This is a genomic window from Marinospirillum minutulum DSM 6287 (assembly GCF_000422325.1).
GTDB classification, from domain to species: Bacteria; Pseudomonadota; Gammaproteobacteria; order Pseudomonadales; family Halomonadaceae; genus Marinospirillum; species Marinospirillum minutulum.
In genome coordinates, this window is record NZ_AULO01000008.1 from 1 (window position 1) to 18,885 (window position 18,885).

Consider the following 18,885-nt stretch of genomic DNA (forward strand, 5'->3'; position numbering starts at 1 on the left):
TCGTAACAAGCTCAACTTTCATGGGCTCACCCTAAATCAGACTAATAGTGACACTATAGTATCACTTTTCAGGTGGGGCAATCACAGCTAACGCCGCGCTCACTGGCAAATTGAAGCGCAGCGTAAATTTGTCCAAGTGCAGCGCATTGTTATGCCTCGACTTCGATGCCATACGCGAGGCTGATTTTCTGCTTCATCCCCTCACTCAAAGTAAATCCTTGAGAGGTGACATGATTCAAAGCGATATAGGGCTTGCTACTACCTCCTTTTGGAAGCCCAAGCTCCTCCTCTATATCGTTAACCAAGACAAGAGATTTTCCTACGGCGGGATCGATGACATCTTCTATCTTTTGGGTAGATGTATTAGCCGAGGCAATAGCATCTGCGCCTTTTCCTTGCTGATGATCACGATCATATACAGCCACATAGGGTATCTTGAATTTGTTGAGCAATTTGACATAGAGCGGAATGTTGTCTTTAGAACCACAATCAATAAGCGTGTAATCATATCTAAACACCCCAATTTTTTTTGCCAGCAAAGGAAAAACAGTCTTTTCTGTAGCCCCTTCCAACAACACAACCTTGCTAGCAAAAAATAACTCGCCTCTGTCTGGATTTATCCAATAGGATAAATTGAAGTCCTTTTTTGCGTCACCTTCAAATAGATCATCCACACATTGCTTTACTGTAGTCTCATCCGAACCGGTTTCTTTGGTGGCAATGTAGATTGACTTGTATCGTTCAACATCAATTAAGCCGCTAGAGTGAGTGCACAGAATGACCTGACTTCCAGACTCCGAAAGATTAACGAACGAATCAAATAAGGATCGCTGTGCTTGAGGATGCAGATAAAGCTCAGGTTCCTCAAAAATAAAGTACCTGGAGTTTGATACTTTTCTTGCGCCTTCGCCCTCATCGCCATTATTCGCAGCGGCTGCAATAGCTCTTTTGGCGACAACTTGGATCAGTGCAACTGTTAATGCTCTCTGTAATCCATGACCTTTACGCTTTATATCGGTTCTTACCCCGTCATCAACCCACACTTGCGTGTTTGCTTTGAATACACTTTCAATATCTGGGGAGCTTATCTCAATATCAACTCTTGCCCCCCATGTAACCAATTCTGTCGCGAGTTCTTCTTCAAAATCCGAAAGCTGCTTAGGCCGCCCTTCATTTACATTGCCATCTTTGTCTTTCTTATTCAGTGTTTCGAAAAGCTTCCCTAAATTTTCTTTAGTTGTCTTCCATTCATCGTTGCTTTCTGACATTAATGCTACAACGTCGGAATACATTTTTCCGAAGACGCTAGAATCTTTTGAAGTAAAGTCGTCAGACGCTTCCTTGACTGCAGGAATGAAGTATACCTCCCCGAATATTCCACTAGCGACAGACTTTAGACCTAGAAAATTTGTAGCCTCAAGCTCATAGCTAAACTTTATTGCATCTCGATTTTGTTGAATGTAGGCAGCCTGAGCATTAACAATATCTTGCTTTGAAATTCTTCCTGTAGCAGGGATAAATGGATGAAATTGAAGACTGCTGGCCAACTCTCTTTTTGTGTATGCGCTAGCATTTGCCTCTTGGAGCCATTCTTCTGTAGGGTTTTCGATATAACCACGATACTCAAAGCTACCGCCTAAGTACGCTGTTTTTCTAACTACAATTTTGCCTTCGGAGGTTAAATATTTTTTGAAGGTTGTATTGTCAGATTCATCTAGGCATCCAAACTGCAATTCAACAAATAATTCCGTGGAGCCTTTATGAAAATCCAAATCATGATGCTTAATTTCACCGAAGAAAAACAATATTGAAGACAATAAGTTTGATTTTCCGTGATTGTTTTGACCAATTATCACCATCAAGTCCTGTGCATAGATGACTTGATCCTTTATTGATCTCCAATTTTTTATTGTTATTTTCTCGATCTTCACGATTCTTCCTTAAAAGGCATAACAGCGTATTAGTAAGCATGCTCATTTTGCAGCTTTTGTTTACTTACTAAAAACTAATATATAACCCTGAATGCTAAAGATTTTACCAGAAAAAACAAGCTAACCTTTAGTTACAATTCAAGCACGCCGCCTATCCCGCTCACTGCATGCACACTATCCTACTCTATAATTCTGTAAGCATCTGTTTCTTAAAGCTTTAAATAAATATCTAGCAGAAGATTGAGCAGGGTCAAGGTTTAAAACAGGCACATTTCAAAATATCAACCAAAATAGACTGTATAAATAAACAGCTATATTAAAAGGTGGTATTTATGTTGAAAAGCCCATTTTTAAACTCGATACGTATGGATTTGCGTCAAAAAGGTTATGCGCTTAAAACTGAAAAAACTTACTTGTATTGGATTAAATACTTTATTTTATTTCATAAAAAACAGCATCCTCAGAATTTAGGTAATTTAGAAATGCTTAAGCTTTTAACCCTAAAAACTCACCTTCACTGCTGCGGCACTTCTACTGGCTTTTTCTTTTGCTGCTTCTAGTGTATCAGCCAGTGCTAAAGCCACGCCCATTCTGCGGCTGCCGTTGATATCGGGTTTGCCGAATAAACGTAGTTGGGTGTCTGGTTCTGCTAGGGCTTGTTGCAGGTTGCCAAAAGTGGTGGTGTTAGATTTACCTTCAGGAAGTATCACTGCTGATGCGGCTGGGCCGTATTGGCGAATATTTGGAATGGGCAGATCTAAAATTGCGCGGGCATGTAACGCAAATTCAGATAAATTCTGTGAAATAAGCGTCACCAAACCAGTATCGTGCGGTCTGGGTGACACTTCACTAAACAACACTTCATCACCACGAATAAACAGTTCGACCCCAAATACGCCCTGCCCACCTAAAGCCGTGGTTACTTTTTCTGCTATTTGCTGTGAAGTTTTTAAGGCGGTTTCACTCATGGGTTGTGGCTGCCAAGAAGTACGGTAATCGCCGTCTTCCTGCAAATGGCCGATAGGTTCACAAAAGCTGACGCCACCCACATGGCGCACTGTCAGCAGGGTAATTTCATAATCAAAGCCTACAAAGCCTTCAACTATTACCTTGCCACCACCGGCACGGCCACCTTCTTGGGCATAATGCCAAGCCGCCTCTATTTGGTCTGCATTTTTTAGTGTGCTTTGGCCTTTGCCTGAAGAACTCATAATCGGCTTTACCACACAGGGCATACCAATTTGGGCAACTGCGGTTTTAAAATCGGCCAAGTTGTCGGCAAAACGGTAGGGCGAAGTTGCAATGTTTAATTCTTCTGCAACTAAGCGGCGTATGCCTTCACGGTTCATGGTCAGTTGCGTAGCACGAGCGCTAGGAATGACCTTAAAACCTTCTTGTTCTAATTCTGCCAAGGTGTCAGTGGCTAGGGCCTCAATTTCTGGAACTATCAGGTGTGGTTTTTCTAATTCAATAACCTTTCTTAATGCAGCACCATCTAGCATTGAAATTACGTGCGAACGGTGGGCTACCTGCATGGCGGGTGCGTTGGCGTAGCGGTCAACCACTATCACTTCAACACCTAGGCGTTGTAATTCAATGACTACTTCTTTGCCTAGTTCGCCACCACCACAAAGTAGAACGCGGGTAGCACTGCTAGAAAGTGGAGTTCCTAAGGTTGGCATGGGGTTATCCTTTATAGGTTTTGAACTTGTGTAGGGCTTTTTTGCGTTTTTCTTCGGCACGGCGGGTAAAAAACCACAACAGGAAGGTAATGACTGAAATAAACAGCAGTATTAAGCTAGCTATGGCATTAATTTCGGGTTTAACACCCATGCGTACCGCTGAGAAAATTTCCATCGGTAAGGTGGTGGAACCTGGGCCAGAAACAAAGCTTGCCAATACCAAGTCATCTAACGACAGGGCAAAAGACATCATCGCGCCAGCCGCTAAAGAAGGTGCAATCATTGGCAGGGTAATTAAAAAAAACACCTTCCAAGGTTTGGCACCTAAATCCATCGCTGCTTCTTCCATCGAACGATCAATTTCTCTTAACCGAGCCGATACCACCACTGAAACATAGGCTGTACAAAAGGTGGTGTGGGCTATCCAAATGGTCACTACACCCCTTTCCATTGGCCAGCCAATCAGTTGTGCCATGGCTACAAAAAGCAGTAATAAGGACAAACCGGTAATCACTTCGGGCATAACCAAAGGTGCTGTTACCATGCCGCCAAATAGCGTGCGGCCTTTAAACTGCCCAATACGTGTTAGCACCAAAGCGGCTAAAGTTCCCAAGGCTGTTGCAGCTATGGCTGTGTAGCTGGCAATTTCTAAAGAGCGCAATACCGCATTCATTAGCTGGGTATTGTCTAATAAACCGGCATACCATTTAGTTGACCAACCACCCCAAACGGTCACTAGGCGTGAAGCATTAAAAGAATAAATCACTAAAATTAGCATGGGCAGGTAAATAAAGGTTAAACCTGCAAAGAGCATAAAGCGTGAAAAACGAAAACTGGTCATTTATTTGCCCTCCAGTTCACGCGCTTGGTTACGGTTAAATAAAATAATGGGAATAATTAACAGCAACAGCATAATCACTGCCAAAGAAGAGGCTACGGGCCAATCACGGTTATTAAAGAATTCCTGCCACAGCACCTTGCCTATCATCAAGGTTTCAGGGCCACCCAATAGCTCTGGAATAACAAACTCCCCCACTACTGGAATAAATACCAACATACTGCCAGCTATCATGCCGCTTTTAGATAAGGGCAAAGTAATCTTCCAGAAAGCGGTTAGGCTTTTAGCACCTAAGTCTGAGGCTGCTTCTAGAAGTGATAAATCGTGCTTAACCAAGTTGGCATAGAGCGGCAATACCATAAATGGCAGGTAGGCATAAACAATGCCGATATACACAGCAATGTTGGTATTTAGAATTTGTACTGGCTCGTTAACAATGCCCAGCCACATAAGGGTGTTATTTAATAGGCCGTTATTGCTTAAAATACCCATCCAAGCATAAACACGAATTAGCAAAGCAGTCCAAGTTGGCATCATCACTAACAAAAGCCAAACGGGGCGCATTTGTTTGTCAGAACGGGCAATGGCATAGGCCATAGGGTAGCCCACTAGCAAACACAGCAGGGTGCTGAAAAATGCAATTTTTAGCGAGCCTAAATAAGCCGCTAAGTACAACCCATCTTCGCTTAGCAATACATAGTTACCAAAATTTAGCAGCACCGTTAATTGGTTATCTGCCCAAGCGGTTAGGCTGGTATAGGGCGGAATCGCGATATCGGCTTCGGCAAAACTAATTTTGATAATAATGGCAAAGGGTAAAAGGAAAAATAACAGCATCCAGAAAAAAGGCACGCCAATCACTGCATGGCGGCCTTTGGGCAGCAATCCGAGCAATTTATTGCCTAGTTTTTTCATGATTGAAATACCACGCCACTGTCGTCAACCCAATGCACATAAACCTGATCGTCCCAAGTGGGGCGTTTTACGTTACGTTCTGAATTAGCTATAAAGGCTTGCACTATACTGCCAGATTTAAGTTGTACGTGATAAACCGAATGACCACCCAAATAGGCAATATCATGCACTAGGCCTTGCGCCCAGTTATAATCTTGGTGTTCTAGTTCTGGTGGCTCGCTACTCAATAATAGCTTTTCAGGGCGCAGTGCAAAGGTGACCTGTTTATTTTCTGCCAAGCTGGTAATACCATGACCTATATAAATGGGGCGTTCTAGCTGGGCACAAGCAATCACTGCATGGTCAGAATCATCGGCAATAATTTCACCATCAAATAAATTCACATTACCAATAAACTCACAGACTAAACGGCTGGCCGGTGTTTCATAAATATCCATCGGGCTACCCACCTGGGCTATCCAGCCTTGGTGCATAATGGCAATGCGTTCGGCCATGGTCATGGCTTCTTCTTGGTCGTGGGTTACCATTACGCAGGTAACACCGACTCGCTCAATAATTTCGACTAGCTCTAGCTGCATTTGTGAGCGCAGTTTTTTATCCAGCGCACCCATCGGCTCATCTAAAAGTAATAGCTTAGGGCGTTTAGCCAAGGAGCGTGCCAAGGCCACCCGCTGACGCTGACCACCTGAAAGCTGATGGGGCTTGCGCTTGGCATACTGAGTCATGTGCACCAGTTTCAGCATTTCTGCGACGCGTTCAGTAATTTCATCTTTAGGTAGGCGATCTTGCTTAAGGCCAAAGGCAATGTTTTGCTCAACCGTCATGTGCGGAAATAAAGCATAAGACTGGAACATCATGTTTATCTGACGTTCGTAAGGCGGCAGCTTAGTAATATCCACGCCATCCAACCAAATGCGCCCTTCGCTAGGCATTTCAAAACCGGCCAGCATGCGTAGTAAGGTCGATTTTCCCGAACCAGAGCCACCCAAGAGTGCAAAAATTTCACCCTTATTAATTTCAAGCGTGACTTCATCAACGGCTAGGGTTTCATCAAAGTACTTAGTAACCCGCTCAATTTTAACTAACACGTCTTTTGGCTTTTGCATGTTAGCCAGTGCTTTTTTATAAGCGCCCGAAGCTAGTGCCATAGAGTTCTCCAAAAAAGAAAGCCCAGCTAAGAAGCTGAGCTTTTAATCTTAATAAATAAAACTAACGCCCAGATTTAAAACGTGTCCAACTACGTGTTTTTACGCGCTGCACTTTGCTTGGCAAAGACTTAGAGATAAACAAGTTATCTAATACCGCTTGAGCAGGATAAACCGCCGGATTATTACGAACGTCTTCATCCATTAGCGCATCGGCATAACGATTAGGGTTAGCGTAGCCAACATAATCGCTTACTTTAGCAATCACCGCAGGCTCTAGCAGGTAGTTAATAAAGGCATGGGCTTCTGCTTTATTACCGGCATCGGCTGGAATAGCCAACATATCAAACCAAAGGTTAGCGCCTTCTTTGGGAATAGCATAAGCAATATTCACACCCTGCCCGGCTTCATCGGCACGGTCGGCAGCCTGCATTACATCGCCAGAAAAACCCGCAGCAACACAAATATTGCCATTGGCTAGGTCGGCAACGTATTTTGAAGAATGGAAATAAGTAACGTAAGGACGCACTTCAGCCAGCTTTTTTTCAGCTGCTTTATAATCAGCAGTTTTGTGGCTGTTAGGGTCTAGGCCTAAATAGTTTAATGCGGCAGGTAACATTTCATCGGCAGAATCTAAAAAAGCCACGCCACAACTGCTGAGCTTCTTCATGTTTTCAGGTTCAAATAAAACCGCCCAAGAATCAATACTATCCACGCCTAGCACTTCTTTAACTTTATCGACGTTGTAACCTATGCCATTAGTACCCCATAAATAAGGCACAGCATATTGGTTACCCGGATCATTATTAGCTACCTGCGCCATAAGTTGTGGCTGAAGGTTTTTTAAATTTGGTAGTAGGCTTTTATCTAACTTATCAAAAGCACCTGCGCGTACTTGCCTTGCAAGAAAGTGATCGGAAGGAACAACCACATCATAGCCACTACGACCTGCTAGCAACTTACCTTCTAGGGCTTCGTTAGAATCAAACACATCATAAACAACTTGAATTTGTGTAGATGCGGTGAACTCTTCAAGCACATCTTTACTTATATAATCTGACCAGTTGTAAACATGCACTTTAGAATTGGCATGAGTCGCTGCACTCAGGGTTGCAACAAGAATAAAGCATGCAACTTTAAAAAAGCTCGCCTTTGGAGCTAAAACAAGACTGTGCATCAATCTAGGCAATAGTACACCCTCCTAATTTTGAAGTGGGCCGCCTTTTAGCAGCCCAAGGTTTTGAGTAGAACAAATTGAATTTTTGCTACTTGCCCGATTTGATTTTTGTCCAACTGCGGGTTAGCAAGCGCTGTGTTTTAGCTGAAAAGTCAGGAAAGGTATAGAGCTTACTCATTAATTCTGCAGGTGGATAAATACCTGGATCAGTGCGTATGCCTTCCTCAACTAAGGGGGTTGCTTGGTCGTTAGCGTTAGGAAACTGTAAGTAGTTAGTTAAGTTTGCCATCACCTGAGGTTCTAGCAAATAGTTAATAAACTCGTGCGCTTCTTTAACATTTTTGGCATCTTTAGGAATAGCGACCATATCAAAGAAAGTACCGGCACCTTCTTGTGGAATATTATAAGCAACACGCACCTTACCTTTACCTTCTTCAGCACGTGCTTTACTTTGATAAATATCACCCGAATAACCTACAGCAACACAAATATTGCCACTAGCTAAGTCTGAAATGTACTTAGATGAATGAAAATAAGTGACATAAGGGCGAATGCTTAACAACAGAGCTTCAGCCTGTTTAATATGCTCAGGGTTTTCACTGTCTGTCGGCAAACCTAAGTAATGCATAGCTGTTGGAATTATCTCTGTAGGAGAATCCAAAACAGCTACGCCACATTCCTGTAGTTTTTTGATATTTTCAGGCTTAAAAATCACATCCCAAGAGTCAACAGCTTGGTCGCCTAAAGCCGCTTTCACCTTATCAACATTATAACCAATACCAATCGAACCCCACATGTAGGGAATAGAATACTGATTACCGGCATCGCTGACTTCTAGCGTGCGTAATAAGTCTTTATTTAGGTTGCTCCAACCCGTTAGCTGGCTTTTATCTAGTTTTTGGTAAACCCCAGCTTTAATTTGCTTGGCTAAAAAAGGGTTAGAAGGCACAACTATATCGTAGCCAGAGCGCCCAGAAAGCAGCTTAGCTTCTAGCACTTCGTTGCTGTCGTACACATCAAAAACCACCTTGATGCCGGTTTGCTTTTCAAAGTTGCTAATTGTGTCAGGTGCTACATAGTCTGACCAATGGTAAACATTGAGTTGACGTTGCTCAGCTTGCACACCTAAAGCTACAGCCATGCTTAAAGCAGTGGCCAATAACATTTGCTTAGTTTTTTTCACTTGCACAGCTCCTTTAATACTTAGGTTAATAACAACAATAAAAAGCCATAGGGCTAAGGCAAAAGCCTTTTTCCAATTCAAAGCAGGTAAAACAGTTAGATGTAAGTGGTAACAAAGCTTGCTTAGCAAGGGTTAGCCGGTGTTAGTTTTCAGGACAATCAGGTTCAGAACATTCTTCTAGTGCTTGCACTACACTTTTAAACACTTCTTTATTGCGCTCATTCATCGACATTAAAGTTAGGTGTGCATCAAGTACCTGAGCTTTAATGTGCTCTTCTGAACCCGCTAGCTGAGGTACTTCGTGGAGTTCCTGGCTAGTTGTTAGTGGTTGTTTAAGCAAAATAAAGTACTGACGAAAACCCATGGACTCTAACAAAAGGGTAATGTCTTGGTTAGGCGAGATAATACTCGGTTGTGCCAGCCCATTGCTAGAGGCTTGCACCGCTATTTTTGCTAATAACCCTAAAGTGGTGCTATCTAGGTTTTCGGTTTGTGATAAATCAATAATAAAGCTATTGATTTCTTTGTCTGCAAAAATGCGTTCTAACAGCTTATCTAAGGTGCAACAAAGCGTTAGTCGTACATCACCCACTAGCTTCAGTATAAAGGTGTGCTGCGACTTAGCCGACAGCAACTTACCTGTATGCATATTTAACAACCACTTAAAGTCATCAAGGTTACATCATCTGGCCAACCAACCTGTGGGTTAGCCAAGCGTTGTAACAGGGTTTCTACGTCTCCGCCTGTAGCGGCCACCAATTGCTGCCATTCCTGTTGCCTGGCTTGTAAACCCTGCCCAGGCAATACTTCTAGCACGCCGTCACTGGCCATACATAATTTTCCCTGTTCAGGAAAGGTGCAAGTGTAATCCTTGTAGGCCGCTCCTGGGAAGAGGCCAACAGGTAAACCTTCACCTTCTAGCTCTTTTACTTCATTTTCACCCACAATTAAAGGTACTGGCAGATGAGCTGCCAAAGTGTAGTTTAGTTTTTTAGTAGGAATATCTAAACAGCCAAGTACAAGAGTGATGTGTTTTTCTAACCCTGAAGCTAACAATTCTTTATTTACTCTAGCACAAAGCTCGGCAGGACTTAATTCACCTTGACTGGTGTATTTTTTTAGCAAATACCTAAGCAAAATAGTGACTAGTGCCGAAGCAGAACCACTACCTGAGACATCGGCAATGTAAAAAACCAATTTGTTTGGTTGGGGTGACCAAAAATCTAGAAAGTCACCCGAGAGGTGGAGCGCTGGCTGCAACAGGTAATTTAACCTAAAACCTTCAACCAAGGTTAGGTTAGTTGGTAGCAGCCTGTGTTGCATTTGGTAAGCAGCTAGTTGATCTTGCTCTAACGCTTCTAGTGATCTTTTTAGTTCAGCATTTTCTTCTACTAGTTGCTGGTAATCCAAAGCGACATCTTGCTCTGGTTTGCTCATGCACACCTCTTTACGCTTTAACTAACAGCCAATTAATCGGCAAAGTCAGCTTCATCAAAGTAGAAGTCATCATCCTCTAAAAAAGGATCAGACTCAAGACGTCCATCCTTCACAAGAAAATCACGACGCTGTAAATACGCATCACGAATAAAAGAGTAGCGATCACCTTTTATAAGTTGTTCTGCATCTAAAACGCCTTCACGCAGTTGTACAACCTGCAAAGCACTTAAACTCCAACGCACTTCTTTGCTTTTAACAACATAAGGCACAGGGTTAAGGTAGTAATAATCAACAGGCAAAGAAACTGTGTGGCTTAAGGTTTGCCCACCTAAAAAAGGCCAAACTAGGTAGGGTCCTTCTGGTAAACCCCAAGTATTTAAAGTTTGCCCAAAATCTTCTTGGCTTCTTTGCAAGCTTAGTAAAGGGGTTGCCACTTCAAACAAACCTAGAACACCCACAGTGGAATTAAGCGTAAAGCGGGTTAAGTCTTTACCTGCATCTAGGGGTTTGAACTGCAAAAGGTTGTTGGCAACATTAGAGGTTTCGCCTAGGTTAGAAAAAAAGTTTTGTACTCCTTGGCGTACAAACTTAGGCGTAATAAACCTATAGCCCTTGGCTAGCGGTTTAAGTGCCCAAGCATCGACCTTTTCGTTAAAGCTAAAAACTTTACGATTCAAACTTTCATAAGGGTCATCATTGTATTTAGGCTGCTCTTTGGGTGCAGAAGTTGAGCAGCCCATTAAATTCACAACAACCAGCAAACCTAACCAACTAGCATACTTGGGGTGCTGCATCTACTTAAGCTACCTTACGGACTAACAAACAACCAGCCGAATAACCTGCACCAAAAGAGCAAATAACACCTAAATCACCAGCTTTTAAATCGTGGTTATGCAAATGGAAGGCAATAATTGAACCTGCCGAGCTGGTATTAGCATAGCGGTCTAAAATAACCGGTGCTTCTTCAGCCGTTGCTTCACGACCTAAAACACGGCGGGAAATTAATTGATTCATACTTAGGTTAGCCTGATGTAACCAAAGGCGAGACAAGTCTTCGGCAGCAATATTATTTAGCTGCAACGTTTCGCTAATCATGGCTGCGACCATAGGGCAAACTTCTTTAAATACTTTGCGCCCTTCTTGCACAAAAAGCTTATCTAGTTTACCAAGGCCTGCTTCATCACAACGGTTTAAAAAACCAGCATTGTTACGAATATTATTAGAAAACTGCGTTATTAGTTTGGAAGCAAACACTTCAAAGGTATGCTTTTTTCCTTCTGCTAATTCGGCTGCTTCTAAAATAACCGCTGTACAAGCATCACCAAAAATAAAGTGGCTATCACGATCACGAAAATTCAAGTGGGCGCTACAAATTTCAGGGTTAACCATTAGCACTCGCTTTGCTTGCCCTGCTTGAATGGCGCTATAACCTGCTTGAATGCCGAAGGTGGCACTAGAGCAAGCCACGTTCATATCATAAGCATAACCGCCTGCACCCAAGAGCTGCTGCACTTCTACCGCTACTGCAGGGTAAGCACGCTGTGGGTTAGAACAAGCTAGAATAACTAAATCAATATCAGCAGCCTGCAAACCTGCTTTTTCTAGAGCTTCTTTAGCAGCAGTAACGGCCATTTCTGCTTGAATTGAAGGTTCATCGTTGCTGCGTTCTGGTAGGTAGGGCTTCATACGGTCAGGATTAAGTACACCGTCTCTGTCCATAACAAAGCGGCTTTTAATACCGGATGCTTTTTCAATGAATTCTGCGCTAGAAGGTGTTTTAGCTTCTAGATCACCTGCTTCTATAGCAGCTGCGTGCTCTTGGTTATAATTAGTAACCCAAGTATTGAACGAAGCAACTAGCTCTTCATTACTAATGCTTTGCTTAGGGGTAAAAAGGCCAGTTCCAGTTATCAATACACGTTTCATAAGTATCTCATTTATATTTAGGGCAATTCTTTTAGCCAATTAAGGAGTAGAGGATAATAATCTTGTTCCGCTGTTTCATGTAAGCAGAGTTCAGAACGCTTGTAATTTTTTTGGTTTCCAACACGGCGACCTAGCTTAATTAAGCGAGCATTGTGATCACCCAAATCAAACATAAAAGCCCGAGCATCGGTTTCACTACCACGCCAAGACCTGTGCAGACTGGCAAAATAAAGGCTAGGCGGCCAATCAAGCTTTTTCACTTCACTTAGGTAGTCAAAGTTATCTTTGCTTTGCCAGGTGCCATTTAAACAGCACAAAGCCTCTTGATAAAAATTAAGGCTTTCATTAGAGCGCCCTAATTTGAGCTTTATAGCAGGAATATAACCCAAAAGCTTACCCAGTAGATTAACTCCCCGCCTATGCACCCAATTAACCCAAAAACTTTTAACAGCGCCGGTTGGTTGTGATTCACGAAAAGGGCTAAAGTGCACTAGTGTTTGAATGTTTGTTAGTTTTTCTGGGTTACGTGCTAAATACTTAGCCAGCAACAGGCTTCCAAAACCCTGCCCTATCCAAATTTGTTTTTCTAGCTGAGCCGTTTTATTCATGGTTGCAACCAGCTTGGGCAGGTCTTCTACTAGGGCTTCTTCTACACCAAATGCTAGGTTGCTTAATGATTTAGTATCTAGGTGACGGCCTCTTAGCTCAGCTAAATAAACATCATAACCCTCGCGTGCTAAAACGTAGGCCAAGCCTGTTTGTGTGTCTGCATCATGAAAACAGCTAGCGTCATCCATTAAGCCATGCAGCATAAACACAGCCTGTCCAGAAGCTTGTTCTGGGTGAATGCGTAGCAAGTGTGCAAACTGTTGATTTGCTACAGGTATATTTAACCGTTCTTTAACAATAGAAGCGGATAATGCACTCTTATAACTCATACCTACCTCCCTGCTGGTTACTAGGCATTATCTTACGCTCGTACAAAGCAATAAACTCATCAAATAATAACTCTAAAAAGATAAACGTTTAGGTTACTAGCCTAGTCCAAGCTTCTGCTAGTCTACGAGCAGAAACCACCTGTTGCGTTCCTAGTTGCTGAGCATAAAGAGAAACACGGTATTCCTCAATTAACCAGCGGTAATCAGCCAGAGCTTGACTGACTTCGCCTTGCTGCTGCATTGCAGTATAACGATTTTCCCAGTCTTGCCAGAGGATTTCTAGTTCTTCTGCGATACGCTGATCTCTTACTCTATCTCTGCTGGCTTTTTCTAGGCGTACTTCTAAAGCTTTTAAGTACCTAGGGTAGTGAGCTAGCCAGCTACCTGCTTGCCAAATGAAGCCAACAACGAACAGCCTGTTTAATTGTCGACGCGCATCTTGAAAAGTTAATGCACTGGCTAAATCTAACTTGCCTTTTAATTTAGCCGCTAGGGGCACTTGTGCTTCCAGCGCTGCTTTGGCTAACTTTACTTTCTCTGTCGCTGCTGGCACCCAGGCTGCTTGGTGTTTTTCTAATAAAGCCTGAAAAGCGGTTTCATCTCTAGGCCAGAGTTCGGCATTATCCGCTAAAAAAACTTCTCTTACACTGCTATTTAACAAATCATCAATTAAAGCCTGACGTGTGCCTATTTTTGTAAACATTAAGGCTAGCTTGTCTAAACCAGGTAACTGGGTTTGTAGGTATTTATCTTTTTGCGGCAGGCTTAAACGAATTAAACGCACTAGGCCTTTTTCTGTCGCAAATTGTGCTTTGGCTGGGCTATCAAACAGTGTAACGCCGACACTTGCGCCTTCATCCACTAAAGCAGGGAAGGCTTGAATTTTTACGCCTGCTTGTTGTTGCTCTAACACCTGCGGCAATTCACCAAAATTCCAATCTGTTGCGCCACTGGCTTTTAACTGCCCTGAATCTAAGGCTTGGGTAGCGGCCTGCATTTGCCCTGCAAACTTTTTGCGTAGTTGGGCTAAGTCTCGCCCCTGCCCTAATTTTTCACCTTTTTCTGACAGCACGTAAAAATTCATTAAAAGGTGATCGGGTAAAACTATACTTTCCCAAAGCTGTTCATCTATTTTTACGCCGGTGGTTTTATAAAAGAACAAGCCTAGTGCTTTACCTAAAGGCAAATCATCGGGTACTAGCGCCTGTAAAGCAGCATCTATGTAATCAGGTAAAGGAACAAAATTCTTACGCACCTGCTTAGGTAAACCGCGCATCATCGCCAAACATTTTTCACGTAATAACCCTGGCACTAGCCATTCTAGGCGGGTTTCTGGTAGCTGGCTAAGCATGGCAACGGGTACTTGCATACTCACGCCATCGTCAATTTCGCTGGGGGCGAAGTTGTATTGCAACTGCCAGCTAATGCCTTTCCAAGTTAAAATATCTGGAAAAAGATCATCGGTGATTTCATCGGTGGTACGGGCTAGCAGCTCTTCTTTTGTTAGTAATAATAATTGTGGGTTGGTTGCTTCTTCTTTTTTGCGCCAGCTTTCAAAACTTGCTCCACGGCAAATTTCTTCAGGTATGCGGCTGGCATAAAAATCGTAAAGCACTTCGTCATCGACCAGAATATCGCGCTTACGGGCTTTGTCTTCCAGTACCAGCACTTCATCTAACAAGGCTTGGTTGTGCGCCATAAAAGGGGCTTTAGTGGCGTAATTACCTTCCACTAAACCTGAGCGAATAAAAATCTCATGGCAGAGTTCTGGGTCATGCTTGGCATAGTCAATTTTACGGCCTGCCACTAAGGGCAAGCCAAACAGGGTTACTTTTTCATAAGCGGCAACACGCGCTGCACGCTTTTCCCAATGGGGTGATGAATAATCACGCTTAATTAAATGCTCGGCTAAAGGCTCCGCCCATTCTGGCTCTATTTTGGCAACTAGGCGGGCAAATAAACGGGTGGTTTCAACTAGTTCCGAGGCCATAATCCACTTGGGCGGCTTTTTAGCTAACTTAGAACCTGGGTGAACAAAAAACTTACGGTTACGTGCGCCTAAAAACTCTTTGTTTTCTTGCTGCATCCCCAAGTTCGAAAGCAAACCCGCTAGCAACGCTTGGTGCAGGGCAATTGCATCGGCTGGCTGGCTGTTTTCTTTTAAGCCAATTTCACGGCATAACAGTTTTAATTGGTGGTGGGTGTCTCGCCATTCACGCATCCGCAGCCAAGATAAAAAGTTCTTTTTGCAATAACTACGCAACTGACTGGCGGTTAAATCTTGGCGCTGGGTTTCATAAGCACGCCACAAGTTCACCAAAGCAGCAAAATCAGAAGTAGGGTCAGCCCACTGGGCATGGGCTTGGTCTGCCGCTTGTTGGTGTTCAACAGGGCGTTCTCTAGGGTCTTGCAGGGTAAGTGCCGAGGTAATAATCAACACTTCTTGCAAGCTGCCACGCTGTGAAGCTTCCAGCAGCATACGTGCAAGGCGAGGATCAACCGGCAAACGCGCCAGCTTTCGCCCTAGCTGGGTTAAGTCATTGCGAGCCGTTACTGCGCCTAATTCAAACAGCAAACGAAAACCGTCTTTAATGGTGCGGCTATCGGGTGGCTCTAAAAAAGAAAAATCTTCAATGTTGCCAAGCTTTAAAGACAACATTTGCAGAATAACCGCAGCTAGGTTGGTGCGGCGTATTTCGGGTTCTGTAAATGAAGGGCGGCCATTAAAATCCTCCTCGCTGTACAAACGAATGCACAAACCTTCTGCCACACGGCCACAACGCCCAGCACGCTGATTAGCACTGGCTTGAGAAATTGCCTCGATAGGAAGGCGCTGCACACCGGCTCGCACGCTATAACGGCTAATTCTGGCAATGCCTGGGTCAATTACATAACGAATGCCTGGCACAGTTAGCGAGGTTTCAGCGACGTTAGTGGCTAAAACCACCTTGCGCTGGTTAGAGGGTTGGAAGATTTTTTGCTGCTCGCCTGCGGGAAGACGAGCATAAAGGGGTAACACTTGGGTATGGCGAAACTGCCCAAAGTTTTGTGCTTTGCGTATTTCATGCGCCATTTCACGAATTTCACGCTCGCCCGGCAAGAAAATTAACACATCCCTTGGGCCATGCAGCCAGCCTTTACTGGCTTCGGCATTTTCTATGCTTTCTAATGCCTGCAAAACACCCTGCTGTAAGGTTAAATCGGCGGTGTCTGGGTCGTCGGTTAATAGCGGCTGGTATTCCAACTGCACCGGATAAGTGCGGCCAGAGACTTCAATAATTGGGCAATCATTAAAATGTTTTGAAAAGCGCTCTAGGTCGATGGTGGCCGAGGTAATAATGACTTTTAAATCAGGACGGCGTGGCAGAATGCGCTTTAAATAACCGAGTAAGAAATCAATATTTAAGCTGCGCTCATGCGCTTCATCAATAATGATGACTTCATAGCGGTTTAGAAAAGGGTCTTTTTGCGTTTCTGCCAGTAAAATACCATCGGTCATTAGCTTAATCAGCGTGTTATCGCTTTGCTGATCGTGAAAACGGACTTGGTAGCCCACCTGCTCACCTAAAGGCACTGCTAGCTCTTCAGCCAAACGCTGGGCAACCGAACGGGCGGCTAAACGTCTTGGTTGGGTATGACCAATTAAACCCCGCGCCCCTAAGCCAAGTTCTAGGCAAATTTTAGGTAACTGGGTGGTTTTACCTGAACCCGTTTCACCGGCTATTACTAAGACTTGGTTTTCTTTGAGTGCTGCAAGAATTTTTTCGCGGTGTTCACTAACGGGTAAGTCTGGATAATTTAGCTTAGGCCAAACCGTTCTATGCTGCTCAACTTTAGCAACCGAGGCTTCTAGCTTGGCTCTTAACTTAGCTTGCTGGCTAGCCGCACTAGGCTGACCAGCCAGTTTTCGCAGTTTATGTAGCTGCCTGCTAAAGGGGTGTACATCTTTTAGCAGGCATTGCTGCAATAACGCTTGTTCCGACTTAAACATGGTGGCTCTTTGGTAACTTAAAGCCGACTAGTATAACTGAAACTAGTTAGCTTCATCACGTAGTTGCCTACGCAACACCTTACCAACGTTTGTTTTAGGTAATTCATCTCTGAATTCAAAATGGCGTGGCACTTTGTAAGCAGTTAAGCGTTTTTTGCACCACTCACGCACTTCCTTGACTGTTAAATTACCAGAACGAGAAACAATAAAGACTTTAACGGCTTCACCACTTTTCTCATCAGGCACGCCTATAGCAGCCACTTCAAGCACATCAGGGTGAGAGGCAATAACATCTTCTATTTCATTAGGGTAAACATTAAAGCCAGACATATTAATCATGTCTTTTTTACGGTCTACAATGCGAACGTAACCATCGTCTTGAATAACCGCAACATCACCAGTACGAAACCAACCATCAGCCGTTAGAACTTTGGCTGTTTCCTCTGGCTGCTGCCAATAGCCTTTCATTACTTGAGGGCCGCGAATGCAGAGCTCACCGGCCTCACCTGTGGCTAGACTTCTGCCATTTTCATCAATAACTTTAATTTCGGTACTACCCACCGGCTTACCAATACTGCCAAGTTGAATGGCTCTTAGTGGGTTGAAGGTAGCGACGGGGGAGGTTTCTGTTAAGCCATAGCCTTCAGCAATATCGCTTCCTGTTACTGCTTTCCATTGCTCAGCGGCTGTTTTAGTGAGTGCCATACCACCTGAAATGGTTAGTTTTAAACTACTAAAGTCGAGCGCTTTAAAGTCGTCACGGTTACACAGGGCAACAAACAGGGTGTTTAAACCTACAAAGCCAGTAAAGTGGTTGTTTTTAAGTTCTTTTACAAAATTAGGTAAATCACGTGGGTTGGTAATTAACAAGGAATGATTACCCTGTTCCATCATCACCATGCAGTTAACCGTAAAAGTGTAAATATGGTACATAGGCAAGGGCGCAACGACAGTTTCACCACCTTCATTGAGTACGCTATCGATTACTCCCCTGGCCTGCAACATATTTGCTACTAGGTTTTTGTGGCTTAGCATCGCTCCCTTAGCTACACCTGTTGTACCGCCTGTGTATTGTAAAATAGCGATATCTTCTAGCTTTGCTCTGGTAGGAACCCAGTGGCCTTTACGACCCAAGTGTAAGGCTTTACGAAAAGGTATGGCATAGGGTAAACGGTAGGCTGGCACCATCTTCTTAACATACTTAACTACCTTATTAATGGCATGGCGCTTAATGAAGGGGTGCATATCACCCAATTCAGTTACAAATACATGCTTGAGGTTAGTTAAACGCAATACCTTTTGTACACTACGTGCCATATTAGCCAATACAACAATGGCTCTTGCACCTGAGTCATTAAACTGGTGCTCCATCTCTCTTTCTGAATAAAGAGGGTTGGTATTTACTACCACTAAACCCGCCCTTAAGGCACCGAACACTGCAACAGGGAACATTAAAGTATTAGGTAATTGAATCGCTATGCGATCACCTTCTTTAAGGTCCGTATTATTTTGTAAGTAGGCGGCAAAGTAGCGACTTTTTTCTTCTAACTGTCCATAAGTAATCGTTTTACCCATACAGGTAAAGGCTGGCCGGTCTGCAAAACGCGCACAGGACTCATCAAATACCTGTAATACCGACTCATAACGACTCATATCGATTTCTGTCATACCAAACCTCGCCAGCTTATTATTGTTGATTAGCAAGTGACGTGCTGACTTTAA

The 18,885-nt window shown here is 43.5% G+C and carries 15 protein-coding genes; 1 reads left to right on the top strand and 14 read right to left on the bottom strand.

What is annotated here, in order from left to right; translation table 11 throughout:
* Positions 1–149: 149 nt before the first annotated feature.
* The gene (locus H571_RS15345) at positions 150–1,931 is read right to left on the bottom strand and encodes an ATP-dependent nuclease (RefSeq protein WP_051168017.1); all 1,782 of its coding nucleotides are present in this window, start codon (positions 1,929–1,931) and stop codon (positions 150–152) included.
* Positions 1,932–2,263: 332 nt separating this feature from the next.
* Here H571_RS15345 and H571_RS15680 point away from each other — a divergent pair, with 332 nt between their 5' ends.
* Positions 2,264–2,491 (top strand): phage integrase N-terminal SAM-like domain-containing protein, encoded by a 228-nt coding sequence (locus tag H571_RS15680; RefSeq protein ID WP_084482564.1) that lies wholly within the window; start codon positions 2,264–2,266, stop codon positions 2,489–2,491.
* Here H571_RS15680 and purT read toward each other — a convergent pair.
* The 13 genes from purT to H571_RS0100145 all read right to left on the bottom strand — a co-directional run bounded on the left by purT (position 2,432) and on the right by H571_RS0100145 (position 18,831).
* A complete protein-coding gene (purT, locus tag H571_RS0100085) occupies positions 2,432–3,613 on the bottom strand; it encodes a formate-dependent phosphoribosylglycinamide formyltransferase (protein ID WP_027847523.1) in 1,182 nt (393 codons plus the stop codon). The genes H571_RS15680 and purT overlap by 60 nt on opposite strands.
* A gap of 4 nt (positions 3,614–3,617) precedes the next feature.
* The gene (locus tag H571_RS13620; RefSeq protein ID WP_051168018.1) at positions 3,618–4,454 is read right to left on the bottom strand and encodes an ABC transporter permease subunit; all 837 of its coding nucleotides are present in this window, start codon (positions 4,452–4,454) and stop codon (positions 3,618–3,620) included.
* Positions 4,455–5,366 carry an ABC transporter permease subunit gene (locus tag H571_RS0100095; protein ID WP_027847524.1) on the bottom strand — a complete coding sequence of 304 codons (912 nt, stop codon included), beginning with the start codon at positions 5,364–5,366 and terminating at the stop codon, positions 4,455–4,457.
* Complete coding sequence (gene potA / locus H571_RS0100100) at positions 5,363–6,514, bottom strand: polyamine ABC transporter ATP-binding protein (protein WP_027847525.1); 1,152 nt, start codon at positions 6,512–6,514, stop codon at positions 5,363–5,365. Before potA ends, H571_RS0100095 begins: the two co-directional genes overlap by 4 nt.
* 61 nt (positions 6,515–6,575) lie before the next feature.
* Positions 6,576–7,688 carry a polyamine ABC transporter substrate-binding protein gene (locus H571_RS0100105; RefSeq protein ID WP_084482566.1) on the bottom strand — a complete coding sequence of 371 codons (1,113 nt, stop codon included), beginning with the start codon at positions 7,686–7,688 and terminating at the stop codon, positions 6,576–6,578.
* Between the two features lie 88 nt (positions 7,689–7,776).
* On the bottom strand, positions 7,777–8,871 hold the full coding sequence (locus H571_RS0100110; protein WP_027847527.1) for a polyamine ABC transporter substrate-binding protein: 1,095 nt from the start codon (positions 8,869–8,871) through the stop codon (positions 7,777–7,779).
* Between the two features lie 142 nt (positions 8,872–9,013).
* Entirely contained in the window at positions 9,014–9,520 is a 507-nt protein-coding gene (locus H571_RS0100115; RefSeq protein WP_027847528.1) for an STAS domain-containing protein, read from the bottom strand.
* A gap of 2 nt (positions 9,521–9,522) precedes the next feature.
* A complete protein-coding gene (locus H571_RS13625) occupies positions 9,523–10,308 on the bottom strand; it encodes a PP2C family protein-serine/threonine phosphatase (protein WP_051168019.1) in 786 nt (261 codons plus the stop codon).
* 32 nt (positions 10,309–10,340) lie between these two features.
* Positions 10,341–11,102 (bottom strand): MlaA family lipoprotein, encoded by a 762-nt coding sequence (locus H571_RS0100125; protein ID WP_027847529.1) that lies wholly within the window; start codon positions 11,100–11,102, stop codon positions 10,341–10,343.
* A gap of 4 nt (positions 11,103–11,106) precedes the next feature.
* On the bottom strand, positions 11,107–12,234 hold the full coding sequence (locus tag H571_RS0100130) for a beta-ketoacyl-ACP synthase III (RefSeq protein ID WP_027847530.1): 1,128 nt from the start codon (positions 12,232–12,234) through the stop codon (positions 11,107–11,109).
* Between the two features lie 17 nt (positions 12,235–12,251).
* On the bottom strand, positions 12,252–13,172 hold the full coding sequence (locus H571_RS0100135) for an alpha/beta hydrolase (protein WP_027847531.1): 921 nt from the start codon (positions 13,170–13,172) through the stop codon (positions 12,252–12,254).
* Positions 13,173–13,260: 88 nt separating this feature from the next.
* On the bottom strand, positions 13,261–17,163 hold the full coding sequence (hrpA, locus tag H571_RS13630; protein WP_036216994.1) for an ATP-dependent RNA helicase HrpA: 3,903 nt from the start codon (positions 17,161–17,163) through the stop codon (positions 13,261–13,263).
* A gap of 42 nt (positions 17,164–17,205) precedes the next feature.
* Positions 17,206–18,831 carry an AMP-binding protein gene (locus H571_RS0100145; protein ID WP_051168020.1) on the bottom strand — a complete coding sequence of 542 codons (1,626 nt, stop codon included), beginning with the start codon at positions 18,829–18,831 and terminating at the stop codon, positions 17,206–17,208.
* Between the last annotated feature and the right edge of the window lie 54 nt (positions 18,832–18,885).

Excerpts from the sequence above, each read along its gene's own strand:
- H571_RS15680 (WP_084482564.1), top strand. The coding sequence starts at position 2,264 with ATGTTGAAAAGCCCATTTTTAAACTCGATACGTATGGATTTGCGTCAA.
- purT (WP_027847523.1), bottom strand. The coding sequence starts at position 3,613 with ATGCCAACCTTAGGAACTCCACTTTCTAGCAGTGCTACCCGCGTTCTA.
- H571_RS13620 (WP_051168018.1), bottom strand. The coding sequence starts at position 4,454 with ATGACCAGTTTTCGTTTTTCACGCTTTATGCTCTTTGCAGGTTTAACC.
- H571_RS0100095 (WP_027847524.1), bottom strand. The coding sequence starts at position 5,366 with ATGAAAAAACTAGGCAATAAATTGCTCGGATTGCTGCCCAAAGGCCGC.
- potA (WP_027847525.1), bottom strand. The coding sequence starts at position 6,514 with ATGGCACTAGCTTCGGGCGCTTATAAAAAAGCACTGGCTAACATGCAA.
- H571_RS0100105 (WP_084482566.1), bottom strand. The coding sequence starts at position 7,688 with ATGCACAGTCTTGTTTTAGCTCCAAAGGCGAGCTTTTTTAAAGTTGCA.
- H571_RS0100115 (WP_027847528.1), bottom strand. The coding sequence starts at position 9,520 with ATGCATACAGGTAAGTTGCTGTCGGCTAAGTCGCAGCACACCTTTATA.
- H571_RS13625 (WP_051168019.1), bottom strand. The coding sequence starts at position 10,308 with ATGAGCAAACCAGAGCAAGATGTCGCTTTGGATTACCAGCAACTAGTA.
- H571_RS0100125 (WP_027847529.1), bottom strand. The coding sequence starts at position 11,102 with ATGCAGCACCCCAAGTATGCTAGTTGGTTAGGTTTGCTGGTTGTTGTG.
- H571_RS0100130 (WP_027847530.1), bottom strand. The coding sequence starts at position 12,234 with ATGAAACGTGTATTGATAACTGGAACTGGCCTTTTTACCCCTAAGCAA.
- H571_RS0100135 (WP_027847531.1), bottom strand. The coding sequence starts at position 13,172 with ATGAGTTATAAGAGTGCATTATCCGCTTCTATTGTTAAAGAACGGTTA.
- hrpA (WP_036216994.1), bottom strand. The coding sequence starts at position 17,163 with ATGTTTAAGTCGGAACAAGCGTTATTGCAGCAATGCCTGCTAAAAGAT.
- H571_RS0100145 (WP_051168020.1), bottom strand. The coding sequence starts at position 18,831 with ATGACAGAAATCGATATGAGTCGTTATGAGTCGGTATTACAGGTATTT.